Here is a 20,967-nt window from a genome sequence, read left to right on the forward strand (position 1 = left end):
ACGCCAAGACAAGAGTATACACTTACCCTGCTATTTCACCGCTTCATCTTTTCGCAGACTTACACGATGGTCAGAAGACCACCGAAGAGGACGATTCCCAACGCGACCAACTCAATGACGAAGAACAGAGCCATGGCGGACCAGCTGTGCGTGAGTGCATTGAGAGGCGAATCCTTGCGCACGATCACGAGAATCGCGACGAAGAGAAAGGCGAACGCCGCAGCCCCGAGCGCAGCCGAGATGACTCCAAGATTCGCGGCGTTGGCGAGATAGGCATATTTGCCGAAAACGACATAGGTGCCGTACCAGAATGACATCTTCAGGAGGCATAGACCTGAGATGAATTGCTCGGAGGACAGCGCAACGATGAATATCGTGCGCCACCACCATGACTTCGATTCCAGAACGCACATGGCAAGTGCGATCAGCGTCACCACAGTGACCATCCAACCGATCACCGCTATTCCTGGAGCCTCGATCATGTTGAGTCGGGATATGATGCCCTGCGTGTGGCGGAGCGCGATGTAGCGGCCATAGCCATACGGGGCGATGATGGCGACGAGGATCAGAGCTATGAAAGCAATCCAGCTCGCAGGATTGGACTGCCTGCGCTCAATATCCGCCAAAGATAGCCTTGAGTCGGGAATTTCACCTTTGCTCTTCTCACTCATATTCGCATGTGCCCGTTCGCTGCCCTGTGTCTGTTCGCTGCCCATTGTCACCAACCGTTTATGCATCACACATAAGTATAGAGGTTCATCAGCAAAGGCAAACCCTCGTTTCCCTCAAAGGGGCACCGAAGGGCACTGAGGATCACTGAAGGGGCGCTGAATTCAATCGATACTCCGGCTTTCTCCGCAGACTGGGTGAATATCATAGGCACATTATGCGAGATTCCGAGTTTTGCGGCAATTCCAAAGTATCAATGTCCGAAAACGTTGATATTTGATTGCCAGTAAGCCAAAAAGTGGGTGCGATACTTTGGAATTGCCGCAAAACTCGGAATCTCGTCGCAAATTGAGCGAATCGAAGCTCAGCGCCTGCGTAACAGGGTCACGATGGGCTCGGCCAAACCACAGAGCACACCGCCGATCACCCACGGAATCCAGAATGGCAGCGTCATACTTCCAATCTGCAATTCGCCACGTCCTCCAAACAGAGCAAGCAGGGCGATCACGGTTGCGGTGAACATGATGATGCTGCAGATTGAATTGACCATTGCCCTTTTCCTTTTTCTCTCTTCGAGGGCTTCTGCATCGTGCCCGCTCACCGCAGTCAAGTCATCCTCATCTTCCTTGGCGTTATATTCATTGATGTCGAGCAAGCCATAGGAGATTCCGTAATAGACGAATCCAAAAACCGCAGCTGCCACGCAGAGCAGCATGAAGGATTGCGTAAATGGATTGTCTTCGAGCACGAGGACTGCCACGCCCAGCAGTATCAAGGCGATGCCGCCAGCAACAGCGAAGCCAAGCCTTCTGGCAGCGTTCGAACGATCAGCATCAGAATAGAAATCCTCGACATAGGGATGTCTTCTTCTAAAGCCGCCATGCGCCAGACCGGCCGGGACAAGAAATGCCAGACCGAGAGCGACACCCGTGAACACACAGATCACCACAAGAAATTCAGAAAACGATGGGCTTGCGATCAGCCATCCGCCATCTTCAACGTCAAACAGTCTGCAGACTGCAACACCACAAAGAATCAGCGCCACTCCAGACGCAATCTTCAAGGCAAAGGATCTGCGTTCCAGATCGTATCCGGTAACGTCGGCGGGAAGAGTCGGCCCATCGGCACGAGACAGCGCGACGCTACCGGCACCTGTTCCAGGGCCATGCTCGTTTTCTGACTCCTCATGATGGCTGCGAGTCGATTGCCGAGGATCTGCAGCCGACTGACCTGGCCTGTTCACATCGCCAAGAACCAGGTCATCGAGCGTGCATCCAAAGAGATCGCAGATGACCAGCAGCTTATCCATCTCCGGATATGCCTTCTCGGACTCCCACTTGGAAATCGCCTGACGTGAAACACCCAGCAGCATTGCAAGCTGTTCCTGAGTCATGTTGCGCTGGGCACGCAAGGACTGCAGGTTGGTCTTGAAACTCATGTCTTCTCCTCATAACGGTGAAAAGCATGGAAAGCTTTTTCGTATATCCTCACCCTTGCAAAGAATCTGGCATATTGCCACCATCTTTGAGTTGCACCCGACATTGCAACCAAAATTCTCGCGCAACCTCCAGTTGCGTCACCGGTGCCGCTCTGCAAAGGCAACGGTTCACCACTGAACCTATCCGTATGCGAACCGATATCGTATCCATCCATTCTAAGGTTTCAAGCTCGACTAAGATACGAGCAAGATGGAACTTTTCGGACTCGATTGATTAGGAATTTATGAAAAACGCCGTAGAAAACACAGAAGAAGTCGGAACAGAAGCAATTATGGCCGCTCTTGAGCAGCTGCCGAAGGCGGAGCTGCATCTGCACATCGAAGGCACCCTGGAACCCGAGCTGGCACTTGAACTGGCGCAACGTAATGGAGTCGCACTCCCCTATGCAAGCCTTGAAGAGCTGAAAGGCAAGTATCAGTTCACGAATCTGCAGTCATTTCTTGACCTTTATTACGAGCTGATGGGAACGCTCAAAACCGCACAAGACTTTCGCGATCTCGCCTTGGCCTATTTCGCCAAAGTCAGCACGCAAGGCGTGAGACATGCCGAAATATTCTTCGATCCACAGGTGCACGTTGCCAACGGACTCGATGTAAACATGGTGATGGATGGATTGCTTGAGGGCATGCACATCGCCAAGGAACGCTATGGAATCACAAGCGGACTGATTTTGAGCATCGTACGCGATATGCCGCTCGAAACCGCCCAATCGGTAATCGATTCAGTAAAGAACAGAGCCTCGGACATACTCGGCATTGGTCTGGATTCCGCCGAAGTCGGCTATCCTCCACATCTGTTCACCAAGCAATTCCAAGAGGCCAAGGCGCTTGGCTGGCATCGGGTCGCCCACGCCGGCGAGGAAGGGCCTGCGTCATATGTGATCGATGCGCTCGACAACCTGCATGCGGAACGCATCGATCACGGCATTCACTCGGTCACCGACCCAGAGTTGCTGAAGCGCCTGGCATCAGAAAGAATCCCTCTCACCACCTGCCCACTTTCGAACAGGCGGCTCCAAGTCGTGGGCAGCCTTGACGAGCTGCCGCTGCGCAACATGATGGACCAGGGCGTGCTCATCAACGTCAATTCCGACGATCCTGCATACTTCGGTGGCTACATCGCCGATAACTACAAGGCACTTTCAGAAATCGGCTTCACACTTTCCGAGCTTGCAAGCTTCGCCGAGCACTCGATCGACGCCTCATTCATCGGCGATGACCAACGCAGGACCTTGCGCCAGCAGCTCGACGAATGGAAGACCAAGCATTCGAGTCTGCTCAAGGCTTAACCCATATACGGTCGGCACGCCTTCTCCTGACTCGTATATGCAGATTTCAATCCAGAATTCAGTCAGCTTCCAAGAAATTCCCAGCAGCATGCTTTTATCTGAAACCAACTTGGTTCTCAGGCATCGCATGCGGGCATGCCTCGACTGGGATTGATCCGGACCCGTCCGTCAGCCCACGGCCAAGACGACCGATGTGATTCGAAACGCCTGTCAAGGAGCCGGGAGGGAAGCCATGCGTCATACGAGTGACAGGACACATGCGCTGCGACGCCGCGCACTGGGAATGGCGTTGGCGGCCCTCATCGCCGTCTCGGCGGCAATCGATGTCGTCGTGCTCATTTTCAGACCAACCACCGAAAGCAGCCTGGCGACGAACGCCACGGATTCCACCGCGATCGGCAGTCCATCCGAAGACTCAGCGCAGTCCTCGCAATCCACGGATAGCTCCGCAAGCCCGAGCGCAAGCGCTTCCGAAAGCTCGGGCAGTTCCAGCAGCAGCAGCTCATCGAAGTATGCCGATGGGACGTACACAGGCGAACTGATCCAGACGAATCGTGGCGACGTCCAGGTGCGCATCACCGTCTCGAACGGAACGATCACGAATGTGACAGCCATAACATATCCGACGGAGACACAGCAATCGCAGACGATAAGCGCACAGGTGATTCCCACATATGAGTCCGAGGCAGAGAAGGCGCAAAGCGCCAGCATCCAACTCGTGAGTGGCGCGACGGAAACGTTCACCGGTTTCACCGGGTCTCTTCAGGACGCAATCAATCAGTCGATGGCAGGCAGCTCGACCAGCTCCTCACAGGGCCAATCATGATGCCCGCAGCGATGTTCGTCAGAGTCATCCACATGATGGACATCCCGTTCACGATAATGATCAAGCCATGGGACCGCAGATCGACATATAGGGAAGAAAGACGAGACAGAAGAGACGGAAGTGAAGGAAGTGAAGCACAGAGATGGCAAGGGGAGTCTTCGCCACATATCGAGTCGGTCGTATCAAGCATAGGAGAATTGCTGAACGATATCGATGAAAGGTTCTCGCCATATAGAGCCGATTCCCTCGTTTCCATGGCTCGTCGAGGAGACTGGAACGCATTGCTCTGCGACCCTGAATTCCATGAAGTCTATGCGCGGTCTGCCTTGGCGAGGCAAGTCACCCATGCATCCTTCGACGCCTTCGCCCAAGGCGCCTACGATCCGACTGGAATCGTAAAGGGGTGGGCGATAGAGAAGGCCTTTCGACGCTTTCTCAGACCGTTGACATACACGAGCGGCAACGGGTCCCAGCGTCCCTTTGCCGAAGCGGTCGCCTTGAACGGCGGTGGCGACATGCAGCTCGCCGTCGCCCAATGTTCGGATTTCAGATGGGACATCGGGATCGAGAGTCCTGTCGCCCCCGGTGAGCTCATCGCCCGATGCCATCTCCAGGATGGCGCCGTCGCCACGTCGGGGTTCAGCAAGCGCGGGCACCACATTGTGACCTCTCCGGAATTCGACGTTCATCCACTCTCTCAGGTCACGATCCTGTCGGAATCACTCACGGATGCCGACATGTGGTCGACCGCCTGCCTTTCCTCAGGAGAGCTCGGTGCCGTCGACATGGCTCGCCGCAATGGATTGACGATGCTGGCCATAAGACCGGATGCCAGACTCGTCGCATTTGAGCTACCGTCCCTGGCACATGGCACTCCCTGCTTCGAGGTGAGCGATTCCATGGATTCCGACCCATCCCATGCACGCATGTCCACATCCATCCGAAAGGAATGACACGATGCCAAGACGACTGCATCTGCCCATGACGATCACCTGGTTCACCGTCATATTCGTGGTTCCCATGCCCTTCGTACTGCTACTCAGCCGCGGCCTGCCGACACTCTATGAACCTTCGGCGCGGATCATTCTTGTGGGAGCCATCGCATACTGCTGGATGCTGTCGGCAATCTACATGAGCACTCGCCCGAGATGGCTTGACCGTCTCATCGGCCTGCCAAAGATCTACATGGTGCATGGCATTCTCAGCCTTCTGGCCATCATTCTCGCCTTCGCGCACAAGTCCCTGATGAATTCCTATGGCCTGATTGCCCTCACCGGAAATGCAGCCTTCTACATCCTTGCCTTCCTTGGCGTCTGGTCCTTGGTTTTCATGTCGGGCTGGCTGTCTTCCAGATTCTCGATTCTGGGGAATGCCCGGCGAGCCTTGGAACGCATATTCCACCATGAACTCAACGTCTGGCTTCATCGCATCAACGTCATCGCCGTCGTCCTGATCTTCGTCCATGTCAATCTCATCAGCTACATCAGGGCGATCACGCCTTTCATGGTTCTTTTCTATGCCGCTTCGGCGCTTGTCGCAATCGCGTATGCCTATGAAAAGCTCTATCAGAGATTCGGTTCATACCGAGGTGAAATCGAATCGGTGCAAGGAATCGCGCCCAACACCGTCGAGATCACCATGAAGGTTCACGGTCTTCGGGGCAGATGGGAGAACGGCGACTTCGCATTCATCCGTTTCCCGAGGGAGAGAAAGCTGCACGAGTTCCATCCTTTCTCCATCGTGAGCGTCCAGGGAAGGACCGACATCGTCAGCTTCGCCATCCGTGGTGACGGGGACTTCACTCGGACATTGGTCGCCAATGCCGCTCCCGGCATGCAATCTCGAATGATTCCGCCTTATGGCAGATATCAGCGTTTCATAGAGGAGCATTCCGCGAACAGACCGATTGTCATCTTTGCCGGTGGCATCGGAGTCACTCCCCTGGTGCCTGTCGCTATGAGCTATGGAAATCAGGGCAGACGGATGCACTTCATGTATGCCGCAAGGAGCGGCGATCAGCTGCTGTATGCGGATCAGATTCGACGATGGGCCCAGACGGAGAGCTGCGACGCGCAGCTCAAGGTCGGGCGCTTCTCTTCCGCTGAGATGAGGCATGCGATGGAAGACGATGCCCTGTATCTCATTGCAGGTCCTGCAACGATGCTCCGGTCCATACGGCGCATGCTGCTTGCCCATGGAGTGCGCTCGGACGACATCTGCTACGAACCATTCACCTGGTAAGTCCCCATGGAGCAAAGAATGGTGGCAGATCCCCATGACGCCGCTCCAATGATGCCGACTTGGAACGGCAGACACCTCGCGGCACCGTGCAACGAGCGATTCCTGCGACCATAGCGAGCTTTCAGCATGCGATAATCATTTCCGAGTATCGTACGGGATGAATATGCTGCAATCGATGTCGCAAACGACGAGAGGAAGATATGTCACAGTTCCTGGGTGTGGTGCAGGCCTGGCTTTCGAGCAATGCGAACCGAATCATCTTCCTTGCGATCGTTTTGGCCGCGACCGCGGCAATCGCATATGCGGCATCCAAGGCGCTATGGAGGCTGCTCGAGCATTCGCAGATTCCAAGTGCGACCTTCTTTGTCAACATCGTCATTGGCATCATCTGGATCATCGGAGCGATGATGGTGCTCGAGCCAGTGTTCGGCATCAATCCGACGACCTTGACGACCGCTCTTGGCGTTGGCGGCCTTGCCGTGTCGTTCGGCCTGAAGGATACGATTTCCAACATCGTCGGAGGATTCGGGCTTATGCTTGGCAAGGTCGTTCAGCCAGGAGACCTGATTTCCATTGCAGGAATCACCGGCACGGTCAAGGACGTGACATGGCGTCATACCATCGTGATCGACCGTGCCGGCGAAGAGATGTGGATACCCAATTCCCTGCTCAACACGTCATCGCTCGAGAAAATGACGTTGGCTGGCGAGGCTCTGACACGCGTCCCGTTCGTGACGAGAGGCGACGTGGACCCAGCAATCGTCGAACAGACCATCCTGGCCAAGGTCTCCCGCGTGACCAACGGATTGGTACTTCCCGACAAGCCAGCATTGGTCAAATTCCAAGGATTCGACGTGACTGGGATCAAAGGCGAGATATGGGTGTTCGCCAAGCCCGAGGTCCTGCCGTCAACATTGCAGGATCTGGTCACGCGTTCCATAGCGGGCGAGGACTTCCTTGCGGGCTGACACCCACGGCGACGTCGCATGCCTCGCCGCACCCTTCGCCGCATGCTTCGACGACCTCGGCCGTGCAGCGAAGGAAGACGGGCCTCAGACGGCGAGAAGCGTGGCTGCTCCGATGGACACTGCAGCGACGTTGTCGGCGCATGGAAAGATATCCAAATGTCTGTTTCCCAATGGTGGATTCACCGAAAGCTCCCTGCGCACCGACTCCTCAAGCAGATCCCAGGATCGGCACACTCCACCGCCAAGAACAAAGGTCGTGATGTCCAGCAGCCCCGCCTCCATCGACATTGCCTGGGCTATGGCTCTGCCTGCCTCCTCGAATATGAGCTTCGCATGAGCATTGCCGCCACGCGCCAGATCGGCGACATCCCTGGCGCTGCCTACGCAAGCCGACGAAATCTCGCTATACCTTCTTGCAATCGCGTTGCCAGATGCCACGGTTTCCAAATGCCCATGCCCGCCACAGGTGCAAGGCGCATTGCCAAACCCGGATATGTGCCCGATTTCACCCGCGGCGCCGGTCTCACCCTGGAACAGGGCATCATCCATCCAGAGGGCTCCGCCCACTCCTGTTCCGAGCATGATGGCGAGGACGTTGCTTCTTCCCCGCGCGTCACCTGTGGTCACCTCGCCTCGGACGAAAGCGTTGACGTCGTTGTCTATGGCGCAGGGAACGCCAAAGTGGTCGGCGATCACCTTCGTCACCGGAAAACCCGCCCAGCCACGGAAGGAATTGCTGGCGACGGTGACCATGCCCTTGCTTGGATCCACCATTCCCGCCGCACCGACCCCAACACCGCGCAATGACGCATCGGTGTCCTCCAACAGCCGTTCGACAAGGGCGATAGCCGCCGAGACCATGCTCGAACCACCCTCCTTCGCGGGAGTGCCTACCGAACCTTGCCTCAATATTCGATAATCGGGAGTGCATATGATTGCCTGCGTCTTCGTACCACCAACATCGATTCCAGCAAGTACCTCGCCCATCGACTGTCTCCTTATATGCTTACCGTTCAACTTCCATGACGTCACTGCACGAGACGCCATCGCTCGAGACGCCATCGCGCATGGCTCATGACGTCACCTCGCCATTCGCTCTCGTCTCTGCCGCTGCACGATGGGATTCGCAACAGGCACTGCATCCAGAAGCTTTCTTGTGTAGTCCGTCTTCGGGTGCGAAAGGGTGGATTGCGTCCTTCCCGACTCAACTATTCGCCCGGATTTCATGACATAGACGCGCTGGGTCATCTGCTGAACGACCGCCAGATCGTGAGAGATGAACAGACATGAGAAGTGGAGGTCATCACGAAGGGATCCAAGGAGGTCGAGGACGACCTGCTGCACGCTGACATCGAGCGCGCTGGTAGGCTCATCGGCTACGAGCAGCTTCGGCTTGAGAATCAAAGCCCTCGCTAGGCTCACGCGCTGACGCTGGCCACCCGACAGTTCCCTTGGAGCGCGGTCAAGCACCGTCGACGGCAGCTGGACCGCGTCGACCATCTCTGCCACCATCGCGCGCTTCTCATGTCGAGACAGACGCATGTGAACGTCCAATGGCTCAGAGATGCAGCGGAACACACTCATTCTCGAGTCAAGCGATGCGACCGGATCCTGCAGGACGACCCCCACGCTTGCTCGCAGATGACGCTTGGCCCTGCCACGGAGCTTCGCCGTATCGTGTTCGAAGAGACGGATCGAACCGCCGTTCAAGGCGTGCAAGCCGAGGATGGCCCGGGCCGCCGTGCTCTTCCCCGAACCTGATTCGCCCACAAGACCGACCGTCTCGGATTCGCCGACCGTGATATTGACATCCTGCAACGCCCTGACGGCCTGCTTGCCCTTGCCAAAGGTGATCTCCATATGGTCCGCCTGAACGATCGAACCATCTGGACGATCGACGACTGACGTTCGAGAGCTGTCCTTGCCCTCGACCTCGCTCTCGCCCTCGACGCGCAGACGCGGCACTGCGGACAGCAGAAGGCGTGTATACGAATGCTGCGGATGCAGCAGCACGTCATCGACCGAACCGGATTCGACGATCGTTCCATGATGCATCACGGCGACGCTGTCGGCGGCATCCGCGACGACGCCCATGTTATGGGTGATGAAGAGCACAGCCATGGAATTGCGCTTTGAAAGTTCCCTCAGCACATCGAGTATCTCTGCCTGCACGGTGACATCGAGGGCTGTGGTCGGCTCGTCGGCTATCAGGAGCTTTGGCCTGTTGGCTATCGCCATCGCGATGACCACGCGCTGGCGCTGACCGCCGGACATCTCGAAGGGATACGACTTCATTCGCTCCCGAGGATTGGGAATCCCAACCTGCTCGAGCAGCCCTTCGGCGCGTTCCAAGGCTTCCTTGGAATCCACCTTCGCATCATGGTTGCGAATGGTCCATGCAATCTGTTCGCCCACACGCATCAGAGGATTCAGAGCGGTGGCAGGCTCCTGGAACACTATGGACATCAATGAGCCACGGAATTCATTCATCTGTCTTTCGGAACAGTCAGAAAGCTCATGACCATCGACATTCATGCTTCCACTCACATTCGCAGACCCTGGCAGTAACCCCATGACGGACAGGGCCACGGTACTTTTGCCCGACCCGGATTCGCCGACTATCGCCAGCGTCTCACCCACGTGGACCTGAAGGTCGACACCACCTACCGCAGGAACCAGTCCCGCTTCCGTCGAAAAGGACACTCGAAGATCGGAAATCCGCAGCATGCAATCCCTCTCATCACCATTGCCGCGACCATGCACTTCGCTCATTATCTCCCCCTCACTTCGAACGCGTCTCGCAATCCGTCACCGACAGCATTGCACGCAAATACAACGAGAATGATTGACAAGCCAGGCGGAAGAATAAGCCACCATCTTCCGCTGTACATCGAGGTCAGACCGGAGCTGAGCATCCCTCCCCAATCGATCTGGGGAGGCTGCACGCCCAGACCCAGATATGACACGTAGGCGATCAGCAGAATGGCATCGGCGACCTGGAACGTTGCCGCCACGACTATCGTGCTCATCGCATTGGGAAGGATATGATGTCCTATCGCACGTCCATGGCTTCCCCCGAATGCCCGAAGCGTCGCAATCGAATCGGCCTCCTTGAGATGCAGGGTCTCTGCATGAAGCAGACGCGAGGGTACAAGCCAGGATGTGAATCCGATTATCAGAATGAGTCCGACGACGTTCGGCGTCACGATTGCAGATATCACCAGCAGCAGGAACAGTGCGGGAATAGCGATCCCCGCATCGACGAGTCTCATCATCGCACTTTCGACGATTCCTCCGACATATCCCGCTATCGCACCCCACAGCACTCCCAGGATCGTGGCCAGGATTCCAGCGGAGAGTCCGACGGTAAGGGAAATCGCGCCACCATACATCAGCCGCCCGAGTTCATCGTGGCCAACCGCATCCGTGCCGAGGATATGGTCGAGGCTTGGCGGAAGGTTGGCGCTGGCCAGATCGGTGACGGTCTGGTTGGTTCGATACACCAGCGGACCAATGAGCACGAACAGAACGAACACGATGATGATGCATGCACCGACCACGGCGACTCGATTGCGCATGAATCGACGAAGCAGCAGATGCTTCACCCGCCTGTCCTCTTGCGCGGCAGCAGCGCTTGTGGCACTCATTTCATGTCTCCCTTCACTCTCGGATCGATCAACAGCTGCGCGATGTCAGCGAGGAAGGTTCCGCATACGGTCGCTATCGAAATAACCAGCACGCAGCCAAGCAGCACCGGGAAATCCGATGATTGCGCCGCATTCCAGAACAGCAGGCCCATTCCCGGAAAGTTGAACAGCTGCTCGACCACCAGGGAACCTCCAAAAATAACAGGGATGTAATAGCCAAGCATGGCGACGACGGGGGTCAGCGAATTTCTCAGCACATGCCTCAGCAGAATCGCACGCGAAGGGGTACCGACTGCGCGGGCGGTTCTCACATAATCCTCCTGCAGATTCTCTACCGTCGCCGAACGCATGTACCTTGAGAAAACGGCCAGAGTCCCGGCGGCACCCGTGACCACAGGCAATACCATTGCCGCAGGGTTCTCGAAGATGACCGCAATGCCATCCCCCTGAGGTGCCTGTGAGGACAGCAGCGGGATGTCCTGCGAGAACAGCATGATCAGCAGGATGCCGAGGAAGAAGACAGGCGTCGAATACAGCACCAGTGCCACTGTCGTGGTGACGTAGTCAGCCGCCCGTCCCCGTCTCCATGATTGCCACATTCCCAGCGGGATCGCGATTACCAGTGCGAGGATCGTTGACATGATGGTGAGGATCAGCGTTTTTGGAAGGCGCTGTGCGATAAGCGTCGCAACCGGAGTGTTCAGCGTGTATGAGGTTCCAAGGTTGCCATGGATCAGCGTGCCCAGATACATGAAGTATTGCTGGAACAACGGCTGATCCAAGCCCTGCTGCCTATTGAATTCGGCTATCTGCGCCGCAGTGGCCTGCGCACCCAGAATGCCGCGGGCGGGTCCTCCGGGCAGGGCCCTGAGAAGGCAGAACACGACGACCGTCACGACGAAGACGACGAATATTGCCTGCAACAGCCGCCGGACTATATACCAGAATGTTTGCATGATATTTGCTGCTATCCTTCCCGGGCCTTCTCCCCTTGATGACTACTTGCTCCACGACCACCGAGCGGGGTGGAAGTTCGCCAGAGTGTCCTGGGGAGCCGTGATCCCCGACTTGATGACCGAGATCTGGTAATCAGGCTCAGGAAGCCATACGACTGGCAGCTCCTCCGCTCCAAGCTCGCTGTATGACTGAATCGCGCTGTTGTCCTTCGACTGAGTCGTCGCATCGATGGCGGCATCCATCGTTGCATCGGAATAGTTGCCGAAGTTCGATCCGCCACCGGTCTTGAACAGTGAGTCTCCAGTCGGATACGCCGGGAAGTACCAGCTGCCCATGGTCCCGAAGTACGACAGCTGCCAGGAGCAGATGGCCTCGGACGCGGTGCACTGAGGCGTCTGGGCAAGCACCGTGTTCACCGGGGCCTTCTTGATCTTGAACTCTATGCCGCTCTTCTTGAAGGACGATTGCAATGCCAGGAGTTCGTTGTCCGTGACCTCGGATCCCGATTGGGCAAGCACCTGCATCGAGAATCTCGTTCCGCTCTTTACTCCTTCGCCGCACTGGTCGCTTCCGGTCCCCGCGTTCTCACAGACCAGGATTCCATCGCTTCCCGCCTTCCAGCCATGCGCGGTGAGCAATGCCTTCGCCTTGGAGTTGGAGAATGGGTATGGGTTGCTCTTCTGCTTGGACGAGACGAACGACGATGAGCTGGATTGGGGAATCGGGCCATACCCCGCCGTGGCCATTCCTGAGAACACTGTGGAGATCAGACTTTTCTGATCGACGGATTTCTGAATCGCCTGTCGCGCATAGAGCTGCTTGAACACGGCTCCCATGGTCGGATTGTTGAAGTTGTATGGGAAGTAGGTTATCGCCCACCCATTCCATGGAACTACCTTGTATCCAAGCTGCGTGAACTGCGACTTGTTGGCGACGCTGGTCGGGCTGATGTAGCCATAGTCCACCTGCCCACTGCGCACGGCGTTCTCCTCAGCGGAGACGCTGGTGAACGGGAGGAGATTGACCGTCTTGATCTGTGCCTTCTCTCCACCGTCATATTTGGCGTTGGCGACAAGGGTTACGTTCCCCGAGGTGCTGAAGGTCTTGATCGTGTAAGGGCCAGACACCACCTTCCACAGCTTGTTGGTGGCGTAGCTGCTCACGGAGTCGGCCTGATCGTTGAGATAGGTCCAGACCTGCTTCGCTCCTGCGGTCGTGGTGTCATAGTCGCCGACCTTGCCGGAATCACTTGTCTTGTCCCACGCGTGCTGAGGCAGCGGCGTTATCATGCTCAGCTGGTTCGCCAACATCCATTCCGAGTTGTATGTGCGGTCGAAGGTAAGCGTGAAATGCGTATCGTCGATTATCTTCAGGCTCGTCCAATTGTCCGGAGCGAAGCCTTCGTTGTAGTTGGCCCAATCGGCCTTGTTCGCCTTGACGAGGTTGTACCAGAATTCGACGTCACGGGAGGTGATCGGTTCATTGTCGCTCCACGTGCGATCGGCAAGGGTGATCTCGGCGCTCTTGCCGTCGGACGCGAACTTCACATCGTTGGCGATGCTTGCGTCCTTATGCCAGGCCACCTTCCCCGTCGAACCGTCATAGGCGACCAGAGGCTCCCACAGGGATGCGGCAATCGATATGTTGTTGGTGTTCAGCTTGCCTGCCTTGCCGATGGGCAGGATCCAGTTGGGAGTGAAATCCGCGGGCAGGGCATAGTTTATTTCATCTTTCGAGGATGCTTCCTGGCTGGAACCGTTGCTCCCGCCACATCCGGACAGCAGCATTGCGAGAGCCGAGACAACGGCTGTCGCAATTGCAATTTTCTTGTTTCCCTTCATCTTTCATCCTTTTCTTCAGTCTGGGCTTAAGGATGAATTCAAGATATCGTCCATACAAATCGAACAGCACCCATTGCCGTAAATTGCAAGTTTCTACGGAATTGAAGAAACCAGCCACGCTTTTCACGGTTACAAAGAACTGTCATCATTGAAATATGACAAAAAGGCGAGCCGTGGTCAAGAACAGTTCGAAGCATATTCTCTTCCTGCTCGCAAGCGGGCAGGCCAACACAAGAACGGAGCTTGCCCATCTCACCGGATCGCCGCTCTCGACCATCTCGGACACCGTCCAGTCGCTCATCAGACAGGGTCTGGTGAGCGACGAGGGCTCCGTCTGCTTCAGCGGCGGAAGGCCGAGACAGGTTCTTGCGATTTCCCATAGCGACGAATTCGCCCTGGTCGCCGATATCGGCAGGCATCATGTCCGTGCTGGCATCGCAAGATACGGCGGTTCTACCGAACTCGTGCGAACCAGTCAGTTCGATACCTTCAAAGGGCCGGAACCTGGGTTGCAGGCTCTGGATTCCATCTTCGAATCAGTTCTTTCGCAGGCTTCGGGATCGTTCCGAAGCATAGGCATCGCACTTCCGTCACCGGTGAATCTAGATACAGGTTCGCCGAACCAGCCGGCTACCATGCCAGGTTGGGATGGATACCCAGTTCGTCGACATTTCGAAGAGCACTTTGGCGTTCCGGTCACCGTCGACAACGATGCCAATCTTCTGGCGGTGGGTGAGAGCTCATTCCGTCGGCTCTCGCATTCCAACCTCATTGCGGTCAAGGTGGGCACTGGCATCGGTGCGGGGGTGATAGTGGGAGGCAATCTCTATCATGGCGCATGGAATGAGGCAGGCGACATCACTCATGTCAGAGTCGTCGACTCGAATCCGCTGCGTTGCTCATGCGGACAGATGGGCTGCCTTGAAACGGTGGCTTCCGGATATGCCTTGGTGCGAACGCTGTCCGAGGCTGGGATAGCCGTCTCACAGACCATGGATGTCGTGGATCTCGCAAGGCGGGATGTCCCGGAAGTCGTGTCAGCACTGCGCCGGGCAGGGGCATACCTTGGTCAGGTTCTGGCCGTATCCGTCAATTTCTTCAATCCTGAGGCAGTCTACATTGGCGGCATCTTCTCGACTCTCAAGCCGTTCATATCCGCTGTCCAGCAGGAAATCAGACAACGCTGCCATCCGCTCGTGATGAAGGGCCTTGCCATCGAGCGGACGCAATCCGGCATCGATGCCGAATTCATCGGTGCCGGCGTCTTCGCGCTTCAGCAGGCGTTGCGCAACGACATGCAAACGTTCATGCGGCAATAATCATCCAAAAACAATCATCCAAAGACATGGGGGAACCATAGACAATGGAAAAACACAACATTCCTGAGATTGCCATCGCCGGACTTGGCATCGAAGCCAGCACATTCTCGCCGGCGAGAACCGACGCTGCTGCGTTTCATCCTCACCGTGGCGATGAGGTTTTTGACCTGTATCCATTCATGTCACCGGGAAGCCCTTTGCGGGAGGCGGCACATTGGCATCCTGCCCTGGTCGGCAAGGCCCTTCCTGGAGGAATCGTGACGCGCGAGGGCTTCGAGGAGCTCACGGCTGAAATGGTCCAGCGCCTTGAAGCCATGCCGCATCTTGATGGACTCTGGTTCGACATCCATGGTGCGATGACGGTGGAGGGTCTTGATGACGCGGAATCCGTGCTGCTCTCACGCATACGTGACTGCGTGGGGCCAGATACGCTCATTTCCACTTCCATGGACCTGCACGGCAATGTATCTCAACGCTTTGCCCACATGATTGACCTGATAACCTGCTATCGCATGGCTCCACACGAAGATGCCATGGACACCAAGGAACGCGCGGCGAGGAATCTCGTGGAACGACTCGAATCTGGCAAAGGCAGGCCAATCAAGGCATGGATACCAGTTCCCGTGCTGCTTCCCGGCGAGAAGACGTCCACCCGCATAGAGCCTGCAAAGTCTCTCTATGCACAGGTACCGCTCGTCGAACAGCAGGAGGGAATTCTGGATGCGGGCATCTGGATAGGCTATGCCTGGGCTGACGAGCCCCGAAACCATGCTGCGATCGTGGTCACCGGCGACGATGAGCGCACGGTATGCGAGCAGGCGGAACGACTTGCCAGCTCATTCTGGTCGGTTCACGATTCCTTCCAGTTCGTGGCACCGACAGGCACGCTTGAGGAATGCGTAGACAAGGGTCTGTCCAGTCAGGTCTCTCCATACTTCATCAGCGATTCCGGCGACAATCCCACCGCCGGAGGAGCGGGCGACGTGACATGGACGTTGCAACGCCTGCTCAACGACCCACGCATCATTGATGGCGACAAAACGACTCTGTATGCTTCGATTCCGGGACCACAGGCAGTGGAGACGGCGTTGCATGCCGGAGTGGGCGCGACCGTCACGGTCACGGCAGGCGCAGAGGTCGACAGCATCCACGAGGGACCGGTGACCTTTACGGGAACCGTCCATTCCATTCACGAAGGCGATGTCGACGCCCTTGTCGAAGTCGTCATCAAGGTCGGCAATCTATACGTGATCGTCACCGAGCTGCGCAAGCCGTACCATCATGAGAGTGACTTCACCGCCTTGGGTCTCAGCCCTCGGGAAGCGGGAATGGTCTTCGTGAAAATCGGCTATCTTGAGCCGGAGCTGTTCGAAATGGCTCGGGACTGGATCATGGCGCTGACTCCAGGTGGCGTCGATCAGGATCTGCTGCGTCTCGGGCACCACCGCATATCGCATCCGATGTATCCCTTCGACCAGGGTGATTTCACCCCCGATCTTCACGCGAGAATCATTCCCCCGTCGAATGAGGGCGATACGGTACATGGCGATGAGTGAATCCGCCACAGCTCGATACGAGCACATATTGCAAATCGCCGTCACGTCCTCGCATGGGGCCGCCATCGCATTGGCGAACGGAGCCGATGAGATAGAGCTATGCAGCGCCCTTGAACTTGGCGGCCTCACGCCGTCGGATGGCATGCTTCGCCGGTGCGTCGCCCTGGGCGTGCCAGTTCACGCTCTCATCCGTTCGCGTCCGGGCGATTTCCTATATTCCCAGGACGAGATGGACACCATGGGAGAAGAGATCCGTTCGGTTCTCAGATCGGGAGCTTCGGGAATCGTCATCGGTGCATTGGATGAGCACAGGCATCTCGACATTGAATCGTTGCGCACACTGATAGCCGTTGCCCATGAGTGCAAGCCCGATGTGACGGTGACCGTCAACCGAGCGATCGATCGAAGCGAGAGCCCTGCTGCAGAGGTCCGCCGTCTGGCGAGTTCCGGCCTTGACGTCAATCGGATTCTCACATCCGGTGGAGGCGCATCAGCCGCAGAGGGCATCGCCACCATCGCCTCCATGGCCCGTTCGCTGAGCGGCAGCACGATGACCATACTGTGTGGCGGAGGAGTTCAGGTCAAGGACATCGCCTCCATCATGGAGGCGGGAGCATGCTCGATTCACCTTTCCGCCAAACGTGGCATCCGGCAATCTTCACAGCACGGCGCCACCTATGTTTCCTTGGGATATGGCGACAAGCCCACCGCCATCGATCATTTCTCGACCGATGGCGGCATCGTCCATGATGCCCGCGTGTCGTTGGACTCATATCTGCATTCCCAGAACGCCTAGGCAGCCATCTCCCCAGATCTCACCAGATCTCACCAGTGTGATGCCAACGCTGCGCAAGGGCGGCACGGTCTCTGGCGCGGCCGAGTGAAGACCATGCCGGGGCGCATGGCTCATCGAAGGCCTGAGCCTCAGATGAGCCTAGGCGACGGCGAGCGCAGGAATCGCCTTGGGAACGATGCTCACGATGGATCCGCGTGCAAGCCCTCGAGGCAGATCTCCGGAAGGAACCTGAATGGTGATCGTCTGATCCTGACCGACATCGTCCGGTCTGCGCCGTCCACTCTCGTTTCCCTGCATACGCGCCTCGACGCGGACGATCGCTCCAAGAAAATGAATCGCGACGACCGTTGCCAGCGCTCCGGCCGACGAATCGTCTCTCTTTCCCTGAAGCTGACCGACGGATTCGACTTCCTGCATCAAGCTCACGCCTAAGGTCTCAGGCCTTGCAAGCACGGTGACGCTGTCGCCGTCAGATCCTGAAACTGAACCCGGAACCAGAGGAACGCGCTGTCCGAGCACCAGCGCCTCGCCTGCATTGGCCTGGAGTATTCCAGGCAGTCGATTGGTCAGACCGATGAATGTTGCGACGAACTCGGTCTTTGGCCGTTGATAAAGGTTGCGAGGAGCATCGATCTGTTCGATCCGCCCGTCATTCATCACGCCGATCCGATCGGCCACGGCAAGGGCCTCTTCCTGGTCGTGCGTGACGAAAAGCGTCGTCGTGCCCGTCTCCAGCTGTATGCGTCTGATCTCCTCTCGCAGTGAAACCCTGACCTTGGCATCAAGCGCCGAAAGGGGTTCATCAAGCAGCAGAACCCGAGGCGATATCGCAAGGGACCTCGCCAAGGCAACACGCTGCTGCTGACCGCCGGACATCTGGCTTGTGTACTTATTCGACTGATCCGACAGTCCGACGAGCTCAAGCATCTCGCCAGCCTTGCTGCGACGTTCCTTCTTGGAGATTCCGCGTATCTCCAATCCGAATTCCACATTCTGCAATGCCGTCATATGGGGGAAAAGCGAGTAAGCCTGGAACACCATCGCCATGTCCCTTTTATTCACCGGAACGGATGTGACATCGTGACCACCGACGAGAATCTGGCCCGAATCAATGTCTTCCAGACCTGCGAGCGCCCGCAGTGCAGTCGTCTTCCCACAGCCCGAACGTCCAAGCAGGACGACCATCTCTCCTGGCTTGATGTCAAGGTTGAAACCATCGAGAGCCTTGGCCTTGCCACCGAATGTCTTGCAGACATTGCGAAGCTGCACGCCACCGCCCGTGGAATTCGAATCGTTAAGCACGCTCAGGGCCTCGCGTATGGTTGCCGCCTCATGCCTGTGCTCTGGAACGGCGAACGCCCCTCGATTCGACGAGAACGACGTCTCCGTTTGCGTCTTGGTGTCCATGGGTGAATTGACCCCGCTATCTTTTACGGTCATGATGCATTCCTTCGATTTCTGATGGAATCAGCGATGATGTCAAGCACGACGAGCAGCACTATGCCGAACAGCAATGCAAGCAGTGCCATCGCCGTGGATATTTGAGAATTCGATTGTCCGAGCTGATAGAGCGCAACCTGGAGGTTGACTCTCCCGAGCAGCGATGCGACGGTATATTCGCCGAGAACGACGGCAAGCGAGATGAACGAGGCCGAGAGGATCGATTGCCAAAGATTTGGTATGAGCACCCGGAAGAACACCCTGCTCCAGGATGCGCCAAGGGAACGAGAGGCCTCGACGAGAGTGCGTAGATCGATGGATTTCATACCCACCGCAAGGGCACGATATGCGAAGGGCATCACCAGAATCACATATGCGAAGCAAAGCCATATCGGATTCGTGGAAAGCAGGTCTGCAGAAAGCCAGCGATAGATGGGTGCAAGGCCAACGACAAGAACGATCGCAGGAATCGTAAGGGGCAGGGTGCTGACCCATTCGACGACCGTCGCGAGCATAGGCGAATTCAAATAGGTCATTACCATGACCGGAAGCAGCAGAACAAGCATGATCGCCACGGTGATGAGACACAGCGCGAGCGAGATGCGGACTCCTTGCCAGAGCACCGTCATGTCGGTTCCAAGATCGTCACCATTGCCCGTGAAAATGGCATGCCAGGCAGAGAAGCTCCACTGACCGGAAAGCGGCTGCCGCACAGTGAACAGCAGCATCGCCAAGAGTGGGACAAGCAGAAACAGCAGCGTAAGCGCGATGATGACGAATTTGATGATATTTTGCTGCCTGAGCCTCCTGGCCCTCAGCCGAGGAACGTCGCGTCCCAACTTCTGTCTGTCATTCCTCCCTGTCGGTACCAAGGTGGCCGCCCCCGCGCCGCTCACGTCTCGCTCTGCCGCATGGTCCGATTCATTGCGCACAGGGCACGAGGATTTCTGTGCAATTGCATGTGCCACGGGTTTCACTGCCATCTTGCGAACCTCTTTTCCACCAGCCGACTTGCAACCATTGCAAGAGCGACGACTACGACCATGGCGAACGCCAGCACCTGAGCGAACCCCTGCTGGTTCGGATCCATCTCATTACGGATTGCGCCCTGAATCATCAGCGGCACCAGGAACGAACGCTGTGAAAAGAGCGCAGCCGCAGTCGCATACGCCGAAAACGCATTGGCGAACAAGAGCAGGAACGAGCTCAGGAGCCGCGGCAGCAGAATCGGGAATGCGACCTTCGTCCAGTATTGCCACGTGTTTCCACCCAGGGATTCAGTCGCCTCTCTCCACTGCGGCTTTATCGAGTCCACCGCCGGAAGGAATGTGATGATCATAAGCGGAATCTGAAAGTAGCTATACACCGTGATGACGCCTGGCAGGCTTGACAGCCAGTTCGGATTGACGGTGACATGGAAGAACTGATGAAGCATGATGGTGACGATGCCATTGATGCCGATGGTCGCAATGAATGCGAATGCGAGCATGACTCCGCCGAACTGCGCAAGCACAGAGGAGGTGGCGACGATGATACGTCTCAGCGCTCCATTTGGCCGCGAGCCTATGACAAGCGCATAGGATGCGAGCGCGCCGACCACCGCACCCACGATCGCGGAGGTCACGGAGACTGCAATCGAAATGCCGAAGGCCTGCATGGTGTTGGCTTCGGCCAATTTCCGAAGATTGTTGACGGTGAATGCACCTGTCGGCGACCTGAAGGCGCCGACGATGACGATGACCGTCGGCAGCAGAAGGAACACGGCGACGTAGGCGAAGAATGGCAGCGTCACCGCTGCCGTGCGCGCATTTGAACGATGCAGCAATGAGGTCCCAATGCCACCAGACCGCGCAGGCTTGTCTTGCCTTCGCGGTCTGGCAGGTGATGTGGAACTCGTTGAAGAAAATCCACTCATGATTG

18 protein-coding genes are annotated in these 20,967 nt (G+C 56.9%); 8 read left to right on the plus strand and 10 right to left on the minus strand.

What is annotated here, in order from left to right:
• Nucleotides 1-59: 59 nt before the first annotated feature.
• Nucleotides 60-671, minus strand: a complete 612-nt coding sequence (locus QN062_RS05015; protein ID WP_369340755.1) for a hypothetical protein — start codon at nt 669-671, stop codon at nt 60-62.
• 362 nt (nt 672-1,033) lie between these two features.
• Entirely contained in the window at nt 1,034-2,107 is a 1,074-nt protein-coding gene (locus QN062_RS05020) for a helix-turn-helix transcriptional regulator (RefSeq protein ID WP_369340756.1), read from the minus strand.
• A 332-nt stretch (nt 2,108-2,439) separates the two neighbouring features.
• Here QN062_RS05020 and QN062_RS05025 point away from each other — a divergent pair, with 332 nt between their 5' ends.
• From QN062_RS05025 to QN062_RS05045, 5 genes are all read left to right on the plus strand, one after another.
• Entirely contained in the window at nt 2,440-3,456 is a 1,017-nt protein-coding gene (locus QN062_RS05025; RefSeq protein WP_369340757.1) for an adenosine deaminase, read from the plus strand.
• Nucleotides 3,457-3,688: 232 nt separating this feature from the next.
• On the plus strand, nt 3,689-4,282 hold the full coding sequence (locus QN062_RS05030; RefSeq protein WP_369340758.1) for an FMN-binding protein: 594 nt from the start codon (nt 3,689-3,691) through the stop codon (nt 4,280-4,282).
• Nucleotides 4,283-4,479: 197 nt separating this feature from the next.
• Complete coding sequence (locus QN062_RS05035; RefSeq protein ID WP_369340759.1) at nt 4,480-5,235, plus strand: FAD:protein FMN transferase; 756 nt, start codon at nt 4,480-4,482, stop codon at nt 5,233-5,235.
• Nucleotides 5,236-5,239: 4 nt separating this feature from the next.
• Nucleotides 5,240-6,523, plus strand: a complete 1,284-nt coding sequence (locus tag QN062_RS05040) for a ferric reductase (protein WP_369340760.1) — start codon at nt 5,240-5,242, stop codon at nt 6,521-6,523.
• Nucleotides 6,524-6,723: 200 nt separating this feature from the next.
• Entirely contained in the window at nt 6,724-7,491 is a 768-nt protein-coding gene (locus tag QN062_RS05045) for a mechanosensitive ion channel family protein (protein WP_369340761.1), read from the plus strand.
• A gap of 84 nt (nt 7,492-7,575) precedes the next feature.
• On the opposite strand, the gene QN062_RS05050 is transcribed toward QN062_RS05045, so the two are convergent.
• The 5 genes from QN062_RS05050 to QN062_RS05070 all read right to left on the minus strand — a co-directional run bounded on the left by QN062_RS05050 (nt 7,576) and on the right by QN062_RS05070 (nt 13,936).
• Nucleotides 7,576-8,478 carry an ROK family protein gene (locus QN062_RS05050; protein ID WP_369340762.1) on the minus strand — a complete coding sequence of 301 codons (903 nt, stop codon included), beginning with the start codon at nt 8,476-8,478 and terminating at the stop codon, nt 7,576-7,578.
• A gap of 93 nt (nt 8,479-8,571) precedes the next feature.
• A complete protein-coding gene (locus QN062_RS05055) occupies nt 8,572-10,263 on the minus strand; it encodes a dipeptide ABC transporter ATP-binding protein (RefSeq protein WP_369340763.1) in 1,692 nt (563 codons plus the stop codon).
• Nucleotides 10,263-11,138 carry an ABC transporter permease gene (locus QN062_RS05060; RefSeq protein ID WP_369340764.1) on the minus strand — a complete coding sequence of 292 codons (876 nt, stop codon included), beginning with the start codon at nt 11,136-11,138 and terminating at the stop codon, nt 10,263-10,265. The genes QN062_RS05055 and QN062_RS05060 overlap by 1 nt, the downstream gene beginning before the upstream one ends.
• Complete coding sequence (locus QN062_RS05065; protein WP_369340765.1) at nt 11,135-12,094, minus strand: ABC transporter permease; 960 nt, start codon at nt 12,092-12,094, stop codon at nt 11,135-11,137. Before QN062_RS05065 ends, QN062_RS05060 begins: the two co-directional genes overlap by 4 nt.
• Nucleotides 12,095-12,136: 42 nt before the next feature.
• On the minus strand, nt 12,137-13,936 hold the full coding sequence (locus QN062_RS05070; RefSeq protein WP_369340766.1) for a peptide ABC transporter substrate-binding protein: 1,800 nt from the start codon (nt 13,934-13,936) through the stop codon (nt 12,137-12,139).
• Between the two features lie 155 nt (nt 13,937-14,091).
• Here QN062_RS05070 and QN062_RS05075 point away from each other — a divergent pair, with 155 nt between their 5' ends.
• Genes QN062_RS05075 through QN062_RS05085 form a run of 3 tightly spaced genes read left to right on the plus strand, consistent with a single transcriptional unit; the run spans nt 14,092 to nt 17,607 of the window.
• On the plus strand, nt 14,092-15,255 hold the full coding sequence (locus QN062_RS05075) for an ROK family protein (RefSeq protein WP_369340767.1): 1,164 nt from the start codon (nt 14,092-14,094) through the stop codon (nt 15,253-15,255).
• A 44-nt stretch (nt 15,256-15,299) separates the two neighbouring features.
• Nucleotides 15,300-16,811 carry a M81 family metallopeptidase gene (locus tag QN062_RS05080; RefSeq protein ID WP_369340768.1) on the plus strand — a complete coding sequence of 504 codons (1,512 nt, stop codon included), beginning with the start codon at nt 15,300-15,302 and terminating at the stop codon, nt 16,809-16,811.
• On the plus strand, nt 16,798-17,607 hold the full coding sequence (locus tag QN062_RS05085) for a copper homeostasis protein CutC (RefSeq protein ID WP_369340769.1): 810 nt from the start codon (nt 16,798-16,800) through the stop codon (nt 17,605-17,607). Before QN062_RS05080 ends, QN062_RS05085 begins: the two co-directional genes overlap by 14 nt.
• Before the next feature lie 138 nt (nt 17,608-17,745).
• On the opposite strand, the gene QN062_RS05090 is transcribed toward QN062_RS05085, so the two are convergent.
• Genes QN062_RS05090 through QN062_RS05100 form a run of 3 tightly spaced genes read right to left on the minus strand, consistent with a single transcriptional unit; the run spans nt 17,746 to nt 20,962 of the window.
• On the minus strand, nt 17,746-19,014 hold the full coding sequence (locus QN062_RS05090; protein ID WP_394854741.1) for an ABC transporter ATP-binding protein: 1,269 nt from the start codon (nt 19,012-19,014) through the stop codon (nt 17,746-17,748).
• Nucleotides 19,015-19,043: 29 nt separating this feature from the next.
• A complete protein-coding gene (locus QN062_RS05095; RefSeq protein WP_369340771.1) occupies nt 19,044-20,030 on the minus strand; it encodes an ABC transporter permease in 987 nt (328 codons plus the stop codon).
• The gene (locus QN062_RS05100) at nt 20,021-20,962 is read right to left on the minus strand and encodes an ABC transporter permease (RefSeq protein ID WP_369340772.1); all 942 of its coding nucleotides are present in this window, start codon (nt 20,960-20,962) and stop codon (nt 20,021-20,023) included. Before QN062_RS05100 ends, QN062_RS05095 begins: the two co-directional genes overlap by 10 nt.
• Nucleotides 20,963-20,967 lie beyond the last annotated feature (5 nt).

The sequence above is a fragment of the Bifidobacterium sp. WK012_4_13 genome, from assembly GCF_041080835.1.
Taxonomy (GTDB): Bacteria; Actinomycetota; Actinomycetes; order Actinomycetales; family Bifidobacteriaceae; genus Bombiscardovia; species Bombiscardovia fermentum.